We start from the raw sequence: 22354 nt of genomic DNA, 5'->3' as shown, positions 1-22354 counted from the left end.
AAAGGGAACTCTGATTAGAAAATGGTTTATCGTGCGACCAGCGCCAAGCCACCCGCCGCGTCCTCACGCGTGCGCACGGGCAGGACCGTTTCGATGGCGGCCAGGATCAAGGGAATATCCTGAGCCGGGTAATTGAGCGGATAGACGCCAACCAGCCGCAAATTTGCCACCGCCGGCTGCACGCGGATAGGCACGCGGGTATAGCGATTTAACTCGGCGACAAACTGGGCGAGCGGTAGATTGTCCGCCACCATTTGCCCGCGCGACCATGCTTCACGGGCCAGGTCTGCCCGCCCATCGGCGACTACCCCGGTTGCCGTGAACCTCGCCTGCTGCCCTGCCAGGATATCCACACTGGCAGCATCATGCGGGCGAATGCGTACGGCGCCTTCAAATACGGCCACATGCCCGCCTTGCAAATCACCACGTACCGTAAAGCGCGTGCCGAGTGCGGTCAACCGGGCATGCAGGGTATCGACCACCAATGGCCTGGACGGGCGCTGCAGATCACGCGCGGTGGTGACAAGAATTTCGCCTTGATGCAAAACGATGCGACGCACATGCGGGTCATAGTGCACATCCACAGCAGTGGCCGTATTCAATGCCAGCAAAGTGCCTTCTGGCAGGCGCCAGATTTTGCGCTCGCCGATTTGCGTGCGATAACCGGCATGCGCAATTGCATAGGCATTGAGCCAACCACGCCACGGCAAGGCCTGGCGCATAAGCAAGCCACTGGCAAGCACCGTCACGCCCAAACCCAAACGGCGCAAGGTACGGCGACGCTCGAAAGACTGCACCTGCTTTAAGGTCGCTCGTGCCGTGGCGGCAGGCACGGTGGTCGCCAGCTGTTTAAAGGGTTGACTGATAGCTTCAACGCGCTGCCAAACCCGTGCATGCGCAGGATCGGCCGCCAACCAGGCTTGCCACTGTGCAAGCTCTTGTGCATGCAGGGACTGATCCTGCAAACGCGCGAACCACTCTGCCGCCTGATTTAAAATACGCTGCTCATCCGCCTGGTTGTGATGCATGGTTATGGCCCCTCATCCATCATCAGGCAAGCCAACATGGCTTGTGCCATGTATTTTTTCACCATGCGCTCGCCTACCCCCAGCCGCTCACCGATGTCTCGATAGCCGAGGCCATCCAGCTGTGATAACAGGAAAGCTTCGCGTACTTTGGGCTTTAGGCAGTCCAGCAACTGGTCAATGCGGACCAGCGCCTCAAGAATCAGGGCACGCTCTTCGGGTGAGGCAACAAAAGTCTCGGGCGCCACAGCCAGCGTCTCCTGCCAGGCACGTTCCACCGCTTGCCGGCGCCAGTGATCAATCAGCAAATGCTTGGCAATCTGCGTGAGGTAGGCGCGGGGTTTTTCGAGGGCATGCACATTGCGCTTGCCATGCATCATGCGCAAGAACGTATCCTGCGCCAGATCGGCAGCTTGCTCACTACAACCGAGCTTGCCGCGCAACCATGCGCGCAACCATTGGTGATGATCGATATACAAGGCGCCTACTGTTTGTTGCAGCGTATATTCGTTTGCCAGCATAACAAATGGATCATATGCAATAAATGATAATAATTCTCATTATATCATCTATCCGCGCGGGTGGCATGTTTGAGCCGCAGTATGGTTACGCCAGAAACTACGGCGCTGAATCAATGCCGTTGCAGTGTATTGGCAGGCTGTGGCGCGCGTAAGGTGACACGCGATTTACCTGCGCGCTTTCTACTCCAGATCAGCACACCCGTGACTGTCACCAGCACCAGTGACAAGCCAGTGCAACAGACAAAGATGCGGTAGGGCATGCCAAACACTTGCCCCATATGCAAGGCTCCCAGCCAGTTGCTAAAGGTGTTCCCGGACTGGTCTTGCGTCGGCAGCCAGTGGCCTTTGATTTCACCGGTATAGGCATCTATCGCAATGGCGGTATTGCCCCGGTCTTGCCGCAAATCGGCCGAGCTATGCACAAAATACTGGTACACGCCGCGCTCGCGGTCCAGACGCAAACGGTCTTCGTAATCAATCTGCAGCTGATGGTTTTTTGCAAAGCCTTGCATGGCTTGTTGCGCCAACTGGTGAGCTTGCGGCCAGGGCATGGGCAGGCTGGTCAGCGGTTGCGGCAATTTGGGGATGTTGCGCCAGGACAAATCAAACGGCATCAGCTTGGTCATGATGGGCAGATAGACCTGCTCGCGCAGGTTGAACATGACGCTGGACCAGGCAAAAACCAGCAATACGCTGCACAGCCAGAGCCCGACCGCACGATGCAGGTCAAAGTTGATACGCGTGGTCGAAGCTTGCCATTTGACCAGCCAGGCCGGTTTCCAGCGTTGCCAATAACTGCTTTTGGATTGTGGCTGCCGCCGGGGCAAGGTGAGGAAAAACGCCACAAAGGTATCCAGCGTCCACAGCACGGCGACAATGCCCATGATGAGGCGGCCGCTGACACCGGGCAAAGCCAGCGAATAATGCAACTTATACAAAAACGGTAATAGCGTCTCGCGCTGGAATGGCCCTGCCGTGGATAAGCGTGACCCCAGCACCTTACCTGATTGCGGGTTGATAAACAGTTGATCTGCCGGGATGCTGGCCTGCGGACCCACAGGCGTGAGGCGGAAGATCATGGCTTCTGCATGGTGATCTTCCAGCGTGCTTTGTGGCAATTTGAATTGCAATTCATCGACCCGGGTATTGGCGGGCGCCTGCTGTTGCGCCTGCGCTTGCAGCTGGTACACGTCCAGCATGGGCTGGCCTGGTTGCGATAACGCTTGATACAGGTGTGGATTGAGCCATGCATCGAGCTCATCCTGAAAAGCGATGATGGCGCCGGTAAAGCCGGCAATGACCAAAAAAGCGGCCATCGCCAGGCCTACCCAGCGATGCCAAACCACAAGTGCGTGTCTCGTTACCATTGAAAATTTAAATTGGCCATCACATTACGGCGGTAGCCCCATTTGCAACCGTCGCCACTGTATGCACAATTGGCCACATACTCCTTATCAAACAAATTACTGGCATTGAGTGCAAATTGCCAGCCTTTCCAGCCTGTGCCCAGCTGGGACAAATCATAACGGACCGCCAAGTCTACCAGCGTATAAGACGGCAGCTTGAAAGTGTTGGCATCGTTACCGAAACGGCTACCGGTGTAACGCACGCCGCCGCCGACCACCAGGCCGGGCAGCCATTGCCCAGGCAAGCGATAGTCGGTCCATAATGCGGCGGTATGGTGAGGCACATGGTTAGGATCTTTGCCCTGGAACGGCACCCCCTGCAAGCTATTATTACTGCGCGTGATTTCAGGCAGCATATAAGTATAACTACCAATCAGCGACCAGGCGTCCCACTGAGTCTTGGCTTCAAGCTCCAGCCCGCGGGTACGCACCTCCCCATTCTGCAGATTAAACGTAGGATGCTGCAGGTCAGTCGTGGTCACGTTCTGGCGGCGCAAATCAAAGACGGCCGCGCTCAACAGTGTCTGGCTGTCTTTAGGCTGGTAGCGGATGCCCAGTTCATATTGTTTGCCGGTTTCAGGGGCGAAGGCCTTGCCATCAAACATGGTGCCGATCACCGGTAAAAACGACTCCGTGTAACTGGCATACGGCGCTAGGCCATTCTCCGCCAGGTAAACCAGGCCGCTGCGCCAGGTTTCTGCCTGATCGCGTTGCGACGAGGAGGCTGCAGGACTCAGCACATTATCTGTTTGCATGCGGGTATGGTCCTGACGAACCCCGAGGGTCGCCACCCACTGGCGGTCAATTTTTACTTGGTCCTGCAAGTAAATCCCGGTTTGGCGTTGCTGTTGCTTCAAATTGGCTGACAGCAGCAGATTCACCGGCGTCACCCCATATACCGGCGTATACAGATCCAGCGGACTCGCCGTCCCTGATGTACGCAGCACATGGTTATCCAGGCGCTGGCTGTCTATTCCCGCCAGCACCGTATGCTCAAACATGCCATGTGACCAGTGCCCTTGCAGATGCGTATCCACCACCACATTGTCGACATTTTCATCGGTGCCCATCGCTGCCCGGTTGATGCTGCGCTGGTCTGCACGCAAGCTCACCAAATAGGTTGAAATGGCATCGGTGCGCAGTTGCTGGTAGCGCAGGTTCTGACGCAGGGTCAAGTGCTCATTAAACGCATGTTCAAACTGGTAGCCCACCGAATATCGTTCCTGCACGTATTTATCCAGGCCTGGCTCACCCACATACCGGCTGGTGGAAATTTTGCCAAAGGGGCTACTCACCAGTGTGCCGACCCGCGGCAATGCCTGGTAGCCCTGGCCACGGTCATTTTTCTGGTAGTCGGTCAGCAAGGTCAGCTGGGTCGCGTCCGAAGGCCGCCAAGTCAATGAAGGCGCCAGATAGACACGGTCGTCAGTGACACGGTCGATCTGCGTATCGCTTTTTTGCACCAAGCCCACCAGGCGGTAAGACCACACGCCCTCATCATCTAGCCATTGGCTGACATCGCCACGCACCTGTTGCCGGTCATACTGGCCCAAGGTCAACCCCAGCTCATGCAGCGGTTTATCCGTGGGCCGTTTGCTGACCAGATTAACCAGCCCACCCGGCGCGCCCTGGCCATACACAATGGAGGAAGGGCCGCGTAATAAATCAATGCGCTCAAGGCCATAAGCCTCAACCACCGTACCGCCCTGGTTATTAAATGCGTAATTACGCAAACCATCGCGGAACTGGTCCCGGCCCAGGCTAAAGCCACGGATACCAATATTGTCGGCGCGCGGGTCTGGCCCGTTTGCTTCGGACTGCACACCCGCGGTATAGCGCAAGGCATCGCCTACCGACTGCACGCCCTGTGCGTTCATCTGGTCACGTGTCACCACCGACAAGGATTGCGGCGTTTCAATCAAGGCGGTATCGGTTTTGGTCGCCGTCACGCTACGCTTGGCAACATAGCCTTTGACTGGCCCATTGGCGGGCTCTTGCACGGTTTGCCCAGACACGCTGACCTCTGGCAGGTCTTGTGGCTCACTATGTGTATGTGGCGGGGGAGCGGCTTTAGTCAGCGTATAGCCAGCGGCGGTGGCTTTTAACACCAGCCCACTGCCTGCCAGCAGCTTTTCCAGCGCTTGCCGCACACTCAAGTCACCCTTGAGCGCAGGCGCCTGTTTGTGCTCGGTGAGTTCCGTTGAAAAAATAATGCTTTCCCCGGTCTGGTGGGCCAGGGCCTTCAACGCCTTGTCTAGCGGTTGTGCGGGCATATCAAGCTCGACGGCATGCACAGACAGGCTGGACAGCAAAGCGGCGAACAAGGCAGAGTTGCGAGTAAATGACATCTTCTTCCCATTGAATAAATAATGAATGACATGGGTATGTCGTGCCAGCCTTCGCCAATGTTGATGTCCTTTAGAAATTTTTTTACGGATGATCCTGACTCAGCGTGATCGAACCGGGGAATCCGGCTTAACCGCACGGATTAACGCTGCCGGATCACCACGTCAGCCTCTGCCTGTTTTTCGACACGCACGGGCAAAATCTCGGGCAACACGGCCAGCAAGGATGCGATGCCATTGATATCGTATTCGCCGGATAGGCGGTATTGCCCCACCCGGGCATCCGCCAGTGTGATCTGACCAGCGTGATAGCGCTGCAATTCGGCCACCACGTCACGCAGTGGCAGCCCATCAAAAATCAATCGCCCGTGCTGCCAGGCGGTAGCCGCCTCGGCACTGGTGCACCGGTTTTCAGAAATGGCTGCGCCGCGGGTGGTCACCGAGAGATTTTTAGTCAGCCGACGCTGTGCCTGCGCAGTGATCACGTCTACACTGCCCTCCACCACCGTAACCATGGCCCCCTGCGCGGTATTGCGGACGTTAAACACAGTACCGATATCGCGAATCTTCACCTGGTTGGCATCCACGGTAAACGGTTGCCAGGCGTGTTTCACCTTAAACAGTGCTTCGCCTTGTACCAGCGTTAATTGCCGCGAACGCAGATGTTGCTCGGCCACTAGAACCGTGTTGGTATTGAGACTGACAGCAGAGCCATCCGGTAACTGGAAGTGGGCAGACTGACCGATTGCCGTTTGCAGGCGCTGGCTGGACAACACTGGGTCATAGCAGACCACGGCCGCCAACAGGCCGCAAGCGGTGGTTGCCAACGCTTGTTTTATTCGACGCCGTTGCCGGGTTTGCTGCATGGCTTCCTGCAGCAAGGCCTCCCTGGAGGGAAAGTGCGCGCGCAAGGCGTCAGCGTATGGCGCCAGCGGATCTTGATGGTCAGCAGGCTGGTTGGGCGCACTCAATGTGTGGTCAGATGCTTTCATAGCCCCGCCCACTGCCGCTGGATGCTGCCCATGGCCTTGTTAAAATGTTGCGTCACCATATTGCGTGAAATACCCAGCGCATCGGCAATCTCCTGCTGCGGCATGTCGTGCAGACGATGCAGCAAAAACACTTGCCGTTGCCGGGCTGGCAGCGCTTCTATGATGCGCTTCAAGGCCTCAAGACGTTGTACAAAATGCATGACGCGTTCGCCATCGATCTGATGCGCGTGCTCTGCTGTCTGCTGCAAGTGATTGAGGTGGGATTGTTGCGTCTGGTACTGCCGGTAGCGGTCAATCGCGCGGTGACGCGACAGCTTGCGCAAAAACGCCATCGGCGTTTGCACCGCCAGTTGTGGCGGCCGCTCCATGATCTCCAGGCAAACATCATGCACCACATCCCTGGCGAAATGCTGGTCGCCAAAACGGCGTCTGACATAGCTCACCAATTCGTCGTAGTGATAGACCAAGGCAACCACGAGTTTGGAATGTTCAGGATGAAGATGCACTGCGTGAAAGACAATCAATAAAAACCATATCTTAGCGGCAGGCAAGAAAAAACACAAATGAAAATCATTATCAATAAAAAATAATTGTTTACCGCCTCCTCGCATGATAAAAAAGGGCCCGGTATGCGGGCCCTGTAAATAAATGTATAAGTTATTTTAGTACGGCTGGCTTAAAGTGCGGCCTGTGCACGCAACTGCTGGGCCGCAGACACCATATTGCGCAAGGCCGGAATCACTTCTGCCCATTGGCGGGTTTTCAAGCCACAATCCGGGTTCACCCATAAACGTTCGGCCGGGATGCGCGCCGCCGCTTTTTGCATCAAGGCGACCATCCGCTCAGGTTCTGGAATATTCGGCGAGTGAATATCGTAAACGCCGGGCCCGATTTCATTCGGGTAGTTAAAGTCATCAAACGCATCCAGCAACTCCATGTCCGAGCGCGAAGTTTCTATGGTAATGACGTCGGCATCCATGTCGGCAATCTCGGCAATAATGTCATTGAATTCCGAGTAACACATATGGGTATGGATCTGGGTTTCATCGGCCACCCCATTTGCGGTGATACGGAACGACGCCACCGCCCATTGCAGATATTTTTTCCAGTCTGACTTACGCAGGGGCAAGCCCTCACGCAAGGCCGCCTCGTCAATCTGGATGATGCGGATACCGGCTTTTTCCAGGTCCAGCACCTCCTGGCGTATGGCCAGCGCTAACTGGTAGCAAGACACTTCACGTGGCTGATCATCGCGCACAAACGACCAGTTCAACATGGTCACCGGGCCGGTCAGCATGCCTTTCATCGGCTTGCTGGTCAGTGATTGCGCGTATTCAATCCATTGCACTGTCATGGCTTGTGGGCGGCTGATATCACCGAACAGGATAGGCGGCTTGACGCAACGTGAGCCGTAGGACTGCACCCAGCCAAACTGGCTGAAGGCATAGCCCTCCAGTTGCTCGCCAAAATACTCCACCATGTCGTTGCGCTCCGCCTCGCCATGCACCAGCACATCCAGCCCCAGCGCTTCCTGCTCGCGCACACTACGCGCAATTTCGGCTTTCATCACGGCCTGATAACCCGCCTGATCCAACTCACCTGCCTTGAACTGGCGACGCGCCTGACGGATTTCTGCCGTCTGCGGGAACGAACCGATGGTCGTGGTGGGGAATTTGGGCAGGTTGAACAAGGCGGCCTGTTTGGCAGCACGCTGCGTATAAACGTTCTGGCGCTGCCTCAGTTGCGGCGTCAATGTTTGCAGCACGGCCTTCACAGCCGGATTATGCACACGCTTGGACAACCGACGTGCCTCTATCGCCACCTGATTGACGGCCAAAGCCACTTTCACCGCCTCGCGGCCATGATTTAAGGCCGTGGCCAGCACCTGCAGCTCTTCGAGCTTTTGCTTGGCAAACGCCAGCCATGACTTGATTTCGCTATCCAGTTTAAGCTCGCTGTCGAGGTCCACCGGCACATGCAACAGCGAACAAGAAGGCGCCAGCCACAAACGGTCCCCCAGACGCTCGGCAATCGGCGCCAGCCAGTCCAGTGTCGCATTCAAATCGGTTTTCCAGATATTGCGGCCATTGATCACTCCCAGCGACAGCACCTTGTGTGCAGGCAACATCGCCAGCAACGGCACAATTTCATGGCGGGCATTGATGGCGTCTATATGCAAACCGGCGACCGGCAAGTTGGCTGCCAGGTATTGGTTATCCGCCAGCGGGCCAAAATAGGTCGCCAGCAGCAGCTTGACGCGGCTACTCTTGAGTTGGTGATAGGCCAGGTTAACCGCATGCTGCCATTCCGGTGTCAGCTCGGTCACCAGCACAGGTTCGTCCACCTGCACCCACGCCACGCCCTGCTGCGCCAGCGTTTCCAGCAACTCGGCATAGACATTGAGCAATTGCGGCAACAGCGCCAGCCGGTCTGAATCATCCTTAGCCTTGCCAATCGCCAGATAAGTCACTGGACCAATGATCACCGGCTTGGTTTGCACGCCCAGTGTTTTGGCTTCGGCCAATTGCGCAAGCAGGCGCGACGCATCCAGCTTGAAATGCGTGTTGGCCGTAAACTCGGGCACGATATAGTGATAATTGGTATCAAACCATTTGGTCATCTCGCCTGCCGCCACACCACCACAACATTGCGCATGCGCTTCCGCAGACTCAGCCGAGCGTCCACGCGCCACACGAAAATAGTTATCCAGTGGGTCACCATGAAAATCCTGCACCCGCACAGGCAAATTGCCGAGCGTAAAACTCATGTCCAGCACCTGGTCATAAAACGCAAAGTCGCCCACAGGCGCCAAATCCAGCACCGATTGCAATTGCCAGTGCTGTTGCCGCAGGTCTTTGCCTACCTGCTTGAGGGTGTCTAACGAAGACTGGCCTTTCCAGTAAGCCTCCAGCGCAAACTTGAGCTCACGCTGTGCGCCTATGCGTGGAAAACCGAGATTGTGGGTCGTGATCATGATGGGTTCCTTAACAAATCAGAGCCGGCATTCTAGAAAGCGCAACCCATGAAGTAAAATGGTATTATTTCAACTATCTATTAATTTAATTCATATATAACACATGATAGAACGTATCCATCTGGCGATTATCCGTGAGGTCGAGCAACAAGGCTCACTCACCGCTGCCGCTGAAAAACTGTTTCTCACGCAGTCGGCGCTCAGTCATTCGATTAAAAAGCTCGAACAGCAACTGGGGACGGATATCTGGCTACGCGAAGGCCGCAGCCTGCGCCTGACCCAGGCCGGGCAATACCTGCTCGCCGTCGCTAACCGCCTGCTGCCGCAGTTATCACTGGCTGAAGAGCGGCTGCGCCAATTTGCGCAAGGCGAACGAGGCACCCTGCGCATCGGCATGGAATGCCACCCGTGTTACCAATGGCTGCTCAAAGTGGTCTCGCCCTACCTGGCTGACTGGCCGGATGTGGATGTAGACGTCAAACAGAAGTTCCAGTTTGGCGGCATCGGCGCGCTGTTTGGCTACGAGATCGACATGCTGGTCACGCCCGACCCCTTGTATAAACCCGGCCTGCTGTTTCAGCCGGTGTTTGATTACGAACAAGTGCTCGTCGTGCATCGTCAACATGCACTCGCGCAAGCAGACTACGTGCGACCCGAGCAACTCAGCAGCGAAACGCTGATCACCTACCCGGTAGACATAGACCGTCTCGATATTTACAACCAGTTTCTACAACCCGCCGGCATCAGTCCGCACGTGCATAAGCCCATAGAAACCACAGATATCATGCTGCAAATGGTCGCCAGTGGCCGCGGTGTCGCCGCCCTGCCACGCTGGTTGGTCGAGGAATATCAAACCCGGTTTGATGTGGTGCCGGTTAAGCTTGGTAAGCAAGGTATTGCCAAGCAGATTTACTTAGGGATTCGTGAAGCAGATATACAGATTGATTATGTACAGGCGTTTATTGGCTTGGCACAGGCTTAATGCACCCATGCGGTTAGCCGTTTTGATTGGTGGCTAACCCACACGAATCAGATGGCTCGCCCAAGGTGGTACGGTGGTGTACAAAGCATGGAAGCCGCTATTAAAGCTTCCAAAGTTAAATTGCTTGCTCTGGGCTAGCAGAGTGAGCGCGTTTCTTGAAAACAGGCTGATATGGCCATTGCGCGGGGATGCATACCACCAGCTCAGCCGCTGGTTTGGATGGATATTACCGTCAGAGAGCAAGGTAGAAAACAACACCAATCCGTCTTGAGCCAACAACGATGACAAGTCTGACATCAGCGCCCATACATCAGGCACATGCTCGAACACCTCAAAGGCGGTGATGAGCTCAAATTGTCCGAGCGATGCAATGTCCGTCTGCTTGTCTACAAAGGGATCATACGACTTAGAATGCCAACCTGCCGCTGACAATTGCCGTGAGAGCAACCCGTTGCCGCCGCCATAATCCAGATGCCGTAACGTAGGCGGAAAAACAGGGAAGATCGAACGCAAGACCTCTGCATTTGAGGTTGGCCTGGTCTGAAGATAGTCAGGATCAACCGCCCCATAGTCCGCGTTGTAGATATCTTCCTCAAACTTGCTTAAAGGCCATTGGTGCAGCTCAGGCGCCCAGCAAAAACCACAGTGATTGCACAGGCTGTAATAGACAGCTACGCCTGCGAGAGGCAGATACTTTCCACGCTGCTCCTCGCAAGATTTGTTCAAATCCACCACATCCAGCAGTGATCCCGCGGTTTTGCAAATGGGGCAGACCAGGCGTTCTTTCATGATAGGCAAAGCGCTAACAAGGCTTTTTAAAAAAATGATTCCTGCATGTTGCCAGTGCCGTGTATGGAGGTCAACAGGTGGGCGTTCGAGGCTGGCGATTTATTGTAGCTGCAAAACTTGCTCGCGCAATTGCGCGAAGGTATTGGGCTCACCGCGCAAGGTGAAGAAGGTGCCCTCTTCCTCAGAGCGCTCGCTCAATACCTGGCAACTGCTATAAATTTTGCCGCGCACTTGTTGTGCCGACCATGGCAGGAAAAGCTCGGTTTCTTCCAGGTCTTGCTGAAAAAAGTCCACTATCTTCTGCCGCAGACTAGCCACTTCTTCCGGGCGGCGTGCACTCATCACGATGCAATCTGGATATTTCAGGCGCAGTGCAGCTTCACACTCGGCTTGCGCGGCGGCATCCCCCACATAATCTATCTTGTTAAACACGCGAATCCGCGGCACGGTGTCAGCTTCAATTTCCTCCAGCACGGTGTCCGTGACTTCCAACTGACGCTCAAACCCGGGGTCACTGGCATCAATTACATGCAGCAACAACGCCGCATCCAGTGCCTCATCCAGCGTGGATTTAAAAGAAGCCACCAGGCCATGCGGCAGGTTTTTAATAAAGCCGACCGTATCGCTGACCAGCACGCGCGGCACGCTCTCGGGGTACAAGGCGCGCACCGTGGTATCCAGCGTGGCAAACAGCTTGTTCGCCACCAGCACCTCGCTGCCCGTGAGCGCACGCATCAGGGTAGATTTACCGGCATTGGTGTAACCCACCAGCGCCACACTCGCCAGCGTTTGCCGCTCCTGACGCCGCGCACGCTGCGTGCGGCGCTCGCCATCCATGATCACAATCTCTTGTTGCAGCTCAGCGATGCGGTCACGAATCTTGCGTCTATCCAGCTCGGTGTGCGACTCACCGGCACCACGCCCACCCGCCCCGCTACGCTGCCGCCCCTGCGGGCCCGCCAGCTTGGCCGCCTCGCGCAAACGCGGCGCCATATAACCCAGCCGCGCAATCTCCACCTGTGCACGTGCCGCACGTGAACGTGCATTGCGGTGAAAAATCTCCAGGATGACCATGGTACGGTCCATCACCTCGCAGCCCACTTCAATTTCGAGGTTACGCGCCTGCGACGGCGAGATTTCATGGTCAACCAGCACCGCCTCAATATTCAAGGCCTCAGGATTAAACTCCAGCGCCTCAGGGTCTCCGGCCATACTGCGCACATAATCACGAATCTCTTCGCGCTTACCTACACCCAGATAGCCCGTGATATCAAAGCCTGCGCGCTTCTGCACAAAGGTGTGGACAATCTTGTAGCCCAGCGTTTTTGCCAGTTCACGCAGCTCATTCAGCGAAGCTTCAAACTCCATATCACTGACATTGGGCAGTTGCACGGCCGCCACAACGGCATGGCTGACGGGCTCTTTGACTTCACTTTGCATGAGGAAACGACACTTCTTGAATGGTAGAGGGCAGATAGTACCTGCAAATGCGGGATTAGACTAAGTTGTTTGACGCACAGGCGCGCCTTCAACGTTTTGGAGGCAGATAAACTTCCTCATCATTATTTTTGTCTTTTTTGTCGCGTGCAGGCCAATCACAGCTACATGCATCTGCGCAGTTAAAGGCTTCAAAAATAGGACAGGATTTAAGATTTGGCATCTTACACCCCATGTCGCAGGGTGAGTCGCATCCTATATCACAGTCGCCGCGCTGGCTCCGATGCGGCCTAAGCTTCGGAGGGGAGTACCGCCGACTAGATACGCCACATAGGTACAGTCGCTTTCTCAGAATAATAAAGCCATCAATGACGCCATATCGTTGGACTGCACGCAAGCCAAGCACAGAACAGCTCGCATGCCCGGTGTGATAGCGATACGAGCAACAAAAACCCTTGTACGGAGAAATGAAGCGTTGATAAAAGCGGATTACTTTGAGCAAAAGTGACTTCATATCTATATTTTTGCCGTGGAACAATATTGTTTAGTCTGTAGGGTGAGGTAGTTTGACAGCTAATGAATACCCCATTTTTGCACGCGCACAAAAATGTTCTCGCTCATGGATGACATACACTAAATGTGGAATACTTCGCTCTGCCCCCGAGAGTCATAACGCAAGCTGGACTTAAGCAGACTTCTCAAGACGCTCAGCAAGCCATACTTTAATAATTGATGCCTGGTCACACCCAGTCGCAGAGCTTCTCGGTCAAGAGACTCAATCATCCATGTGGGGAAATCGACATTCACCCGTTTTTGTGCTTGCATGATGCGTGTTGCTTTTGATAAATCCAGAGAAGCAGTGATATCAGAGCCTTCATCAAACTGCTGTTCAAAATCTTTAACTTTCATAAAGTGCTACCTCCTCGGTACGTGAGCGACGAACAGAAATAAGCCTGACATTGAATCCTCGGTAAGTAATCACGGCAGACCAATGCTTGCCGTTGATCAATCCGATCATCAGCTAATAATCCAGCTGATCTGTTTCAACGGCCACCGGTACGTCGGGAACAGCATCCAAAAAAGCTTCAAAATCACCGCGTTTTGCCTGCGTCGCTTCTGATTTTAAATAGTTGAGTGTAAGCACACTGGCCATTTTTTCAGCTACGGCACTTGCAATAAACTGATTAGCCGAAATGCCTTCACGCTCAGCCAATGCTTTGAGGTTTTGATGTAAAGACTCGGGAATACGAATGGTTAAAGCACTCATGGCTGGCTCCTTAATAACTTTAAAAAGTCACTGGGGGTGATGGCTTGCACATCAAATTGAAGGTTTTGAAAATCACGTATGTTGTGGGTCACGATATAACGGGCCTGCGACGCTACAGCAAGCTCCAGCACCATATCATCATTAGGATCTCGCAACTGCGGGCGCCACAAATAGTAAATATCCTGCAAATGCGCAATGGAAGCTAAATACCGCAAAAATGCCAACGCATTATCTGAACTTTGATTAGGTGGCAGATGCTCTTGGCGCGTAATTACCGCTTGCCACTCGACATAAAGCGCCACCGACAAGCAAATTTGAAATTGCGTACTGGGCAAAGATGATACAAGCGCATAACTTGCACCGTGCTTGGACCGCACGGCAGCAATTAAGACCGATGTATCAAAGACAACATTCATGGTTACATTAGTATAACCACTCCACATTAAATCTCAAATAATTTCGTTTCAATGGCTTGCGATTAATACGGCGTAACGCAAGCGGGTCCGCCCTACCAATGCTGCTTTATAGCGTTAGTTGAGTAAAAAATGTGGCTTTAATCTCTGAAAGGTCTGGTATTGCTTTAGCTTGCCAACGCACGACTTTTATTGCTGCAGCTGTTAATGCTTTATCTTTTTTACTGTCCGCAATTTGTCTATCCAGTTTCTGATGTGTACTGTCGTCCAATTCAATCACAGCAACAACAGACGCATCTTTTTTGCAGATAACAAAATCTGCACTCATGCGATTAATACGATTAGACCATGATTGATAATTGTGGCCTTTCTTAACACCTAAAAATCTGGAGAGTTGGACCTGAGCCAAAATGATGTGGTCTGGGAGCGCCTCAATCAGGCGGAAATATAAAATTTGCTCTGGTTGTGAAAGCGGCCTTTTTGCATAAAAAGGCCAAATATCATGCCCATTTGAATTAACTTGAAACGTTGTTTTCAACCATCCAACAATAGCGATAATCGCCACCAAAACTAACAGTAAAAAGGCAAAACTCATCATTTTGATTCTCCTGTTTTTTTAAGCTATTACCCATTTAATTGCTGCTCGGGTTTATTGGGGAAATTTGAATTTAACAATCATCAACATTTGTTAAATTTTTGCGATACTAAAATACAAACTTAATCGCGTCAATAAATAGCTTGAGCGATGCAGGAATGCAAATTGAACCGTGAGAAAAACTGATTAGTTAAGGGATAGGGATAACGCTTTACGCACTGCACACAGCAAATGGAATTGGATTAGAAAAGATCAAAATGCTGTTCAAGTTGAATTTATGATTGATAATTAATGTGCTCGGCGTACCGCAAGCGGGTACGCCCTACGAGCTGGTTACTTTAGCCATTTCGTGCATAGCATTGGAAAGCTTTCGGGCGAGAGTGAAGTGATTGTTAGCCATGGTTCTCCATTACTTCAATGGCAATAGGTTTCAAGTCTACACACAACCCAGGACCACTAGCATCCAAGATTTGACCAATGACTCTGACTGCACTCCCTCTTTTTAAAGTGCGGACCTCAGGGAAGTTCGCCATTTTTTCAGTGAACCAGAATGAGTCACCAATATAGGTGCCTTGGTTAATGGTTAAACTTACCCGAACACTTTCTTTGTCGCGTGGGTCTTCCATTGCCTCTTTCAAATGGCCAATCCACCTAACAACAATGCCGTTATATTGCTTTGCAATCAATTCCTTCTGAAAAGGCGGCGCTGAGTTAATTGATTCTATAATTTCCTTGACGGTAATCTTGGAAATACTAGCTAACGTGAGCTCAACCAGCTGATCTTTACTGGCCTCAACTTTAGGACTTACAGAGTCGGTCTTTTTGGCAAGCGGCAATATTGAATCTGATTCTACTGTTTCCTGTTCTACTGAAGACTTTTTATAATTCTTCCTTTCATTAAGCCACCATGTAACAACAACTGCGGCTATAGTGGCAAAGCCAGCAATTAATGCAGCTGATATCTGTGGGTCTATGGTCATACTAGCCAATGCCTAATTTATAGTAGACATTCCTAAATGAAGCAACACACTCCTTCATTGATGCAATGTCAATTAAATGCCTAAGGACTTTATTTAATATTTTCAGGTTTTTTTAAACTTTAGTCCATCCTAAAATACAAACCTAAACCCGTCAATCACGCTTTTTGTGAAAATCTAACTCCCCCCCAGCGCCTTATACAACCCTACCTGATTCTGCAACGCCTGCTGTTGAATCTGCACGGCTTGCGACTGCGCGTCCAACACGCTGCGTTGTGCATCAAGCAACTCTAAATAAGTCACCAGTCCCTGATCAAGCTTGCGTTTCACCAGTTGCAAGCGACTGCTCTCCAGCTCTCGCAAACGTTCTCTGGCGGCAAACTCTTCGGCAATCACTGTGCGTGTACTAAGCACATCCATCACTTCTTTAAACGCGGTCTGGATGGTTTTTTCGTAATTGACGACCTCGATATGCTGGCGGGCTTGGGCCAGGTTGAGGTTGGCTTTGTTGCGGCCGTAGTTAAAGATCGGGAGCACCAGTTGCGGGCTGAAGGCCCAGTAGTTGCTGCCTGTATCCGAGAACAATTTGGAGAAGTCTGAATTGACCAAACCGACATTGGTGGTGAGTTGCAGGCGTGGATAAAACGCGGCTCTGGCAGCGCCGATATTGGCGTTGGCGGATTTGAGCTGATGCTCGGCAGCACGAATATCGGCCCGTCTGGTTAGTAGGCTGGAGGGCAAACCTGGCGTGACGTCGGCCAGTTTCAAGGCGGCGAGCGGCTTGACTGGCAGTGGCGTGCGGTGTGAGGTTTCGCCCAGTAGCAGATACAAAGCATTTTGCGTAGTGGCGAGCTGGCGCTGCCATTGTGCGAGCTGCGCTTGTACTTGCTCGACCTGAATTTGCGCGGCTTTCACATCCAGCACTTGATCCAACCCGGCTTCAAAGCGGCGCTGGGTGCGTTGCAGGGTTTGCTTACGGTCATCCAGCGTTTGCTGGGCGAGCTTGAGCTGGTCGTTGATCGCTAAAAAATTGACGTATTGGGTGGCAATCTCGGTGATCAGCGTGGTCTGCACGGCTTGGCGATTTTCGGCCACGGCGAGGTATTGCTCAAGCGCCGCTTGCGACAGGCTTTTTACCCGGCCAAACACGTCAATTTCGTATTCTGAAATACCCACACCAACCCGGAACAATTTGGCGTCAAACGCCTGGCTGGAGCTGAACACGGTGCGGCTACGGTCGTAATTGAGATTGCCCTGTATGGTTGGCAGGCGGTCGGCCTTTTGTACGCCATAGGTGGCTTTGGCCTCATCCATGCGCAACACGGCGGTTTTGAGGTCACGGTTATGCGCCAGCCCGACCTGAATCAGGCGCTGCAAATCAGCATCTGCAAAGTAGCTTTGCCAGCTGAGTGGCGGCGCTTCGCTCACGGTGTCACTTGCTGGCTGACCTGGATAAACCTCAGGCACTGGCGCGGCGGGCCTGAAATACTCAGGCACGAGTGAGCAACCGCCCATTGCGAAAGCCACGGCAAGGATGATGGAAATACGGCTAAACTTCATGAGACACCCTTTGCTGTGAGACTGGTTGTTTCATCCAGCGGCCCACGACAATAAAAAACAACGGCACGAAAAAGATGGCGAGCAAGGTGGCGGTAATGATGCCGCCGAGCACGCTGGTGCCGATGGCCACTTGTGCACCGGAGGCGGCACCGGTTGAAAATGCTAACGGGATCACGCCGACGCCAAAGGCGAGCGAGGTCATCACAATCGGGCGCAGACGCTCTTTGGCCGCCATCAAGCTCGCTTCCATCAGCGGCATGCCTTGCAACACGTGTTCACGCGCAAACTCCACAATCAGAATGGCGTTTTTGGCTGACAGACCGATGGTTGCAATCAGGCCGACCTTGAAATAAATATCATTAGGTAATTCACGCAAGGTCACCCCCAGCAAGGCGCCTAGCACGCCCAACGGCACCACCAGCATGACCGCAAACGGAATCGCCCAGCTTTCGTACAAGGCGGCCAATACCAGAAACACCACCAGGATGGACAAGCCAAACAGCAGGCTGGCCTGGCTGCCCGACTGTTTCTCTTCCAGCGATTGCCCGGCCCATTCATAGCCTATGCCTTTGCCCAGGCCATTCACCAGGGTTTCCATGGTGCGCATGGCTTCACCACTGCTAAAGCCGGGCGCGGGGCCGCCATTGATGTTAAATGACGGAAAACCATTAAAGCGCGTGCGTTGCGGCGTGCCCATGGCCCAGTCCAGCGTCATGATGGAAGCCAGTGGTACCAGGCTGCCATCCGCCGCTTTGAGGCGGATTTTCTTGATATCTTCCAGCGTTTGCCGCTGTTTGCCATCGGCCTGCACAATCACGCGCCGCACCTGGTTACCATAGACAAAATCACCCAGGTAATTCGAGCCGAGCAGCGTCGCCAGCGAGTCGTTGATTTCATCCAGTGACACGCCCAGCGCCTTGGCTTTGCTGCGGTCTAGCTGCATGTTAACCACTGGCGTGTCATACAAGCCGGCAAACAATACATTGGCCAACTCTGGCCGCTGGGCAGACTCAGCCAGCAACTGGTCGCGCGCTTTCATCAGCACCTCAACACCCACGCTGGCACGGTCTACCAGCCGCAGGTCAAAGCCGCCAAAACTGCCCAACTCGGGCAAGGGCGGCGCATTCATGGCAAAAATAGTTAAATTGGGGCGACCAAAAAACTTCTGGTTGACGCGGTTTACAATCGCCTGCACCTGTTGATCTGGGTTTGGCCGTTCTGCCCAGTCTTTGAGCGTGATAAACAGCATACCGCTATTGGTGCTGGTGCCATAAAAGCTAAAGCCGCTCACCTCAAAGATAATATCAACGGGCTCATGTGCCTGAATATACTCACTCATATCGCCCAGCACTTTGGCGGTTTCTGCCAGCGTCGCGCCTTGTGGCAGCGACACCATGACCATAAAGTTACCCTGGTCTTCTTCGGGCAAAAACGCATTTGGCAAACGCACCAGCAGCCAGCCAGCCAGCGCGACAATCAAGGCAAACACGGCCAGCCAGCGCATCGGCTTTTTGAGCAAGCCGCCAGTGAGGTGGGTATAGCGCTCGGTCATGCGCTGAAAGCTGCGGTTAAACCAGACAAAAAAGCGCGCTTTGTTGCCTGTCTCGTGGCGTAGCAACGTCACGCACAAGGCCGGCGTGAGTGAGAGCGCCAAAAAGGCCGAGAAGCTGATAGACACCGACAAAGCCAGTGAAAACTGGCGGTAAATATTGCCCACCGCGCCACTGAAAAAGGCCATGGGGATAAACACCGACACCAACACCGCCGTAATGCCGACCACGGCACCACTGATTTGCGACATGGCTTTGACCGTGGCATCGTAGGCGGACAAGCCCTCCTCCACAATCAGGCGCTCGACGTTTTCAACCACCACAATGGCGTCATCCACCAGAATGCCAATCGCCAGCACCACGCCAAACATGGTCAGCACATTAATCGAGTAGCCCAGCCAGTACATGACGGCAAACGTCCCCATCAGGGCAATCGGCACGACAATGGTCGGGATCAGCGTCGCACGCAGGTTTTGCATGAACAGGTACATGACCAGGAATACCAGCACAATGGCCTCCACCAAGGTCTGGATCACTTTTTTGATCGAAATCGAAACGAATGCAGAAGAGTCATACGAAAGTTGAAACGCGACATTGGGCGGGAAATACGGCTGCATCTGCTCCATCGCGACCTTGACCCGCTTGATGGTTTCAACCGCATTAGAACCCGGCGCCAGTTTAATCGCCATCCCGGCGGCATTCTTGCCATTGACCCTAGAACTGTAGGTGTAGTCACTGCTGCCCAGCTCAACCTTCGCCACATCTTTAATCAACAGGGCCGAGCCATCTGCCTGCATGCGGATAGGCACATTGGCAAAATCGTCTACCGTTTTTAACGTAGCCTCGGCTTCGAGTGAGACACTCAGTGGCGCACCGTCCGGCACACCACTGGCCCCCACCTGCCCCAAGGTCAGGCGGGTATTGTAGCTGCGCAAGGCATTCACGATCTCGGTCACGCCCACATTGAGACCGGCCATTTTTTGCGGGTCTGGCCAGATGCGCATGGCGTATTCCGGGCTGAACGATTGTACTTTACCCACGCCTTGCACACGCTTGAGCGTAGGCATCACCGTGGCCGATGACAGCTCGCCCAGATCAATTTCACTGTAGCGGTTATCTTCCGAAGTCAGCGATACAATCAGCTGAAAGCTGTCAGCAGACTTTTCTACCGTGATGCCACTGCGACGTACGATTTCCGGCAAACGCACTTCGACACTTTTGAGGCGGTTTTGCACATCCACGGCAGCCAGATCAGGATTGGTGCCCTGACGGAAAGTGACACTGATGGAGGCCATGCCCACATTGCTGGTGGCAGAAACATACATCAGGCCCGGCATGCCATTCATCTCGCGCTCGATAATCGAGGTCACGGTTTCTTCCACCACCTTGGCCGAGGCGCCAGGGTAAGTTGCGGCGATATTGACCACGGGCGGGGCAATATCAGGATACTGGGCAATCGGTAATTGTTTGATGGCGATCAGGCCAGCCAACACAATCAAAATGGCAATCACCCAGGCAAAAATGGGGCGATCAATAAAAAAACGGCTCATGGCCTGGTTCCTGTCTTTCTGCGCGCTGCCCGGTTAAGGGGCCACGGCTTTGGTGATATTGTCTTGGGCACTGATCAGTTTAGGCGTCACTTTGCTGCCCGCCGTTTGTGCCGCCACATTGGTGACCACCACTTGCTCACCGGCTTGCAGCCCTTGCTCAATGACCCACTGTTTGTCTATGACACGGCCGGCTTGTACCTCGCGTGACTCCAGTTCGTTTTTGGCATTCACCACCCACACACGCGTCGAAAACTGGTCACGCATCAACGCATCTCTGGGAATCAGAATCGCATTCGGATTGGTGGCCTGACGGATTTTGATTCTGACGTATGCGCCTGGCATCAAGACCTGCTGCGGGTTTTCAAAAATGGCGCGCATGACCACAGAGTCGGTCGTTTGGTTGACGGAGACGTCCGAGAATGAAAGTTTTCCTGCTTGGGCGTACATGGATCCATCCGGCAAGACCAGTTTAATTTTAAAGTCACCATCGTTGCCTTTGAGCTGGCCATCGCGCAGCGCTTTGCGCAAGGTAAACACTTCTGAGGACGACTGGGAAAAATTAACATAGACCGGATTGACCTGCTCGACGGTGGTCAGTTGCGTAGCTTCATCTTTGCCGACCAGCGCCCCCTCGGTGACCAGTGCGCGGCGGGCCACGCCATCAATTGGCGCGGTCACATTGGCATACCCTAAATCCAGCCGGGCACGATTGAGTTTGGCCTGGGCAGAGGCCACCTCGGCTTTTGCCAGTTGCGCCTCAGCTTGTGCCGCGCGGTAATCACGCTGGCTCACAGACTGGTCGCCAATCAAAGCCTGATAACGCTGCAACTTGTCGTTGGCATTGACAAGGTTGGCCTCGGTCCGCGCCAACTCAGCCTCGGCTTCGAGCTTGCTGGCTTGTAACTGCTCGGGATTGATCTGGAATAACGGCGTGCCGGCTTTCACCACCTGCCCTTCCTGGTACAGGCGTTTGGCGACAATGCCGGAGACACGGGCGCGCACCTCGGCAATGCGGTAGGCCTCGACCCGGCCAGGGAGTTCGACCTCATCGGGAATATCCGCCACCTGCACCTTGACCACCTCCACCACAGGCGCCGCGCCTGCGGGCTGAGCGGCTTCTTTCGGCTTGCTGCACGCAGCCAATTGCAAGATCAACAGCGCCGAAAGCGCCAGCGTCGAGTGAGAAATACGGGACATGCACTACCCTTAATTGTATGGATGACAATATTCTAGCGGCACTTTTATAATTAATCAATCATGACTGATTAATTATTTTTTGGTATGATAGCGGCCATCATCAACGACTGGACTGTCAACGAGCCGCCAGGCTAGAACCACCCGACATGGCTAGAAAAACCAAAGAAGACGCGCAAAAAACCCGTGACCAGATTCTGGATGCAGCTGAGCTTGTGTTTTACGGCAAAGGCTTTACGCAGGCGACCATGGCCGATATTGCCGAAGCCGCGCAACTGTCACGCGGCGCCGTATACGGGCATTATAAAGGTAAGCTTGAAGTCGCCACGGCCATGGCCGAGCGTGTCATCCAGCAAGCCTCACCGTTTCAGGGGCAACCGGCGCATAGCGCACTAGAAAACCTGAAACACTACTGCTTGCAGGAAGTGCGCAGTTATATCGAGCCCAGCTCTATCCAGCGCGTGCTGTTTTTTCTGTATGTGGGCATTGATGATTCGCCCGAGCTGCTGCAACTGCGCTACAACTGGGAGAAAAAACGTATTGCGCAAATCAACAGCCTGCTGACACAGGCCATTGCCCACAAAGAGCTGCCTGCTGACGTCGATTTTGACTTGGTCAGTCTCTACTGCCAGTCAGTGATCGAAGGCGTATTCAGCATTGTTTACTTTGGCAGCATGAGCGAACGTGAACGCTGGCAGCGCGCAGAACAATTGTGTACCTACAGCCTGCAACGCTTGTCCATGCCTTTTTCGCAGCCTTAACTCCGTGCCGCCTGCG

The 22354-nt window shown here is 53.7% G+C and carries 20 protein-coding genes; 2 read left to right on the top strand and 18 right to left on the bottom strand.

Annotation, left to right across the window (positions count from 1 at the left end; translation table 11 throughout):
- Positions 1-26: 26 nt before the first annotated feature.
- The 7 genes from ACFQ1T_RS12890 to metE form a co-directional block, all read right to left on the bottom strand.
- The gene (locus tag ACFQ1T_RS12890) at positions 27-1028 is read right to left on the bottom strand and encodes a FecR domain-containing protein (protein ID WP_379077421.1); all 1002 of its coding nucleotides are present in this window, start codon (positions 1026-1028) and stop codon (positions 27-29) included.
- 2 nt (positions 1029-1030) lie between these two features.
- Complete coding sequence (locus tag ACFQ1T_RS12885) at positions 1031-1546, bottom strand: sigma-70 family RNA polymerase sigma factor (protein WP_379077418.1); 516 nt, start codon at positions 1544-1546, stop codon at positions 1031-1033.
- 110 nt (positions 1547-1656) lie between these two features.
- Entirely contained in the window at positions 1657-2892 is a 1236-nt protein-coding gene (locus tag ACFQ1T_RS12880; protein WP_379077415.1) for a PepSY-associated TM helix domain-containing protein, read from the bottom strand.
- A 14-nt stretch (positions 2893-2906) separates the two neighbouring features.
- Complete coding sequence (locus tag ACFQ1T_RS12875; RefSeq protein WP_379077412.1) at positions 2907-5300, bottom strand: TonB-dependent siderophore receptor; 2394 nt, start codon at positions 5298-5300, stop codon at positions 2907-2909.
- A 140-nt stretch (positions 5301-5440) separates the two neighbouring features.
- Entirely contained in the window at positions 5441-6289 is an 849-nt protein-coding gene (locus ACFQ1T_RS12870) for a FecR family protein (protein ID WP_379077409.1), read from the bottom strand.
- A complete protein-coding gene (locus ACFQ1T_RS12865) occupies positions 6286-6813 on the bottom strand; it encodes an RNA polymerase sigma factor (protein WP_338656985.1) in 528 nt (175 codons plus the stop codon). The genes ACFQ1T_RS12870 and ACFQ1T_RS12865 overlap by 4 nt, the downstream gene beginning before the upstream one ends.
- Positions 6814-6965: 152 nt before the next feature.
- The gene (metE, locus tag ACFQ1T_RS12860; protein ID WP_379077406.1) at positions 6966-9263 is read right to left on the bottom strand and encodes a 5-methyltetrahydropteroyltriglutamate--homocysteine S-methyltransferase; all 2298 of its coding nucleotides are present in this window, start codon (positions 9261-9263) and stop codon (positions 6966-6968) included.
- Between the two features lie 103 nt (positions 9264-9366).
- On the opposite strand from metE, the gene ACFQ1T_RS12855 reads away from it, so the two are divergent.
- Complete coding sequence (locus tag ACFQ1T_RS12855) at positions 9367-10245, top strand: LysR family transcriptional regulator (RefSeq protein ID WP_379077403.1); 879 nt, start codon at positions 9367-9369, stop codon at positions 10243-10245.
- Between the two features lie 33 nt (positions 10246-10278).
- Here the strand turns inward: ACFQ1T_RS12855 and ACFQ1T_RS12850 are convergent, their stop codons facing one another.
- The 11 genes from ACFQ1T_RS12850 to ACFQ1T_RS12800 all read right to left on the bottom strand — a co-directional run bounded on the left by ACFQ1T_RS12850 (position 10279) and on the right by ACFQ1T_RS12800 (position 21580).
- Positions 10279-11034 carry a class I SAM-dependent methyltransferase gene (locus ACFQ1T_RS12850; protein ID WP_379077401.1) on the bottom strand — a complete coding sequence of 252 codons (756 nt, stop codon included), beginning with the start codon at positions 11032-11034 and terminating at the stop codon, positions 10279-10281.
- A 99-nt stretch (positions 11035-11133) separates the two neighbouring features.
- Entirely contained in the window at positions 11134-12474 is a 1341-nt protein-coding gene (hflX, locus tag ACFQ1T_RS12845) for a GTPase HflX (protein WP_379077398.1), read from the bottom strand.
- Positions 12475-12562: 88 nt separating this feature from the next.
- Complete coding sequence (gene yidD, locus ACFQ1T_RS12840; RefSeq protein WP_379077395.1) at positions 12563-12985, bottom strand: membrane protein insertion efficiency factor YidD; 423 nt, start codon at positions 12983-12985, stop codon at positions 12563-12565.
- A 119-nt stretch (positions 12986-13104) separates the two neighbouring features.
- Positions 13105-13380 carry a type II toxin-antitoxin system BrnA family antitoxin gene (gene brnA, locus ACFQ1T_RS12835; protein WP_379077392.1) on the bottom strand — a complete coding sequence of 92 codons (276 nt, stop codon included), beginning with the start codon at positions 13378-13380 and terminating at the stop codon, positions 13105-13107.
- 112 nt (positions 13381-13492) lie between these two features.
- Positions 13493-13738, bottom strand: coding sequence for a toxin-antitoxin system HicB family antitoxin (locus ACFQ1T_RS12830; protein ID WP_379077389.1), 246 nt, complete (start codon positions 13736-13738; stop codon positions 13493-13495).
- Positions 13735-14154 carry a putative toxin-antitoxin system toxin component, PIN family gene (locus tag ACFQ1T_RS12825; protein ID WP_379077387.1) on the bottom strand — a complete coding sequence of 140 codons (420 nt, stop codon included), beginning with the start codon at positions 14152-14154 and terminating at the stop codon, positions 13735-13737. Before ACFQ1T_RS12825 ends, ACFQ1T_RS12830 begins: the two co-directional genes overlap by 4 nt.
- 106 nt (positions 14155-14260) lie before the next feature.
- Complete coding sequence (locus ACFQ1T_RS12820) at positions 14261-14749, bottom strand: DUF2726 domain-containing protein (protein ID WP_379077384.1); 489 nt, start codon at positions 14747-14749, stop codon at positions 14261-14263.
- Positions 14750-15138: 389 nt separating this feature from the next.
- Positions 15139-15726: a hypothetical protein gene (locus tag ACFQ1T_RS12815; protein WP_379077381.1), complete on the bottom strand. Its 588-nt coding sequence runs from the start codon at positions 15724-15726 to the stop codon at positions 15139-15141.
- Positions 15727-15900: 174 nt separating this feature from the next.
- The gene (locus tag ACFQ1T_RS12810; RefSeq protein WP_379077378.1) at positions 15901-17283 is read right to left on the bottom strand and encodes an efflux transporter outer membrane subunit; all 1383 of its coding nucleotides are present in this window, start codon (positions 17281-17283) and stop codon (positions 15901-15903) included.
- Positions 17273-20383: a multidrug efflux RND transporter permease subunit gene (locus tag ACFQ1T_RS12805; protein WP_379077375.1), complete on the bottom strand. Its 3111-nt coding sequence runs from the start codon at positions 20381-20383 to the stop codon at positions 17273-17275. The genes ACFQ1T_RS12810 and ACFQ1T_RS12805 overlap by 11 nt, the downstream gene beginning before the upstream one ends.
- Before the next feature lie 33 nt (positions 20384-20416).
- Positions 20417-21580 carry an efflux RND transporter periplasmic adaptor subunit gene (locus tag ACFQ1T_RS12800; RefSeq protein WP_194747215.1) on the bottom strand — a complete coding sequence of 388 codons (1164 nt, stop codon included), beginning with the start codon at positions 21578-21580 and terminating at the stop codon, positions 20417-20419.
- A 146-nt stretch (positions 21581-21726) separates the two neighbouring features.
- Here ACFQ1T_RS12800 and ACFQ1T_RS12795 point away from each other — a divergent pair, with 146 nt between their 5' ends.
- Entirely contained in the window at positions 21727-22338 is a 612-nt protein-coding gene (locus ACFQ1T_RS12795) for a TetR family transcriptional regulator (RefSeq protein WP_379077372.1), read from the top strand.
- Positions 22339-22354: the final 16 nt, after the last annotated feature.

This window comes from Methylophilus glucosoxydans (genome assembly GCF_042676145.1).
Taxonomy (GTDB): domain Bacteria; phylum Pseudomonadota; class Gammaproteobacteria; order Burkholderiales; family Methylophilaceae; genus Methylophilus; species Methylophilus glucosoxydans.
This window is presented reverse-complemented; position numbering and strand designations above follow the sequence as displayed.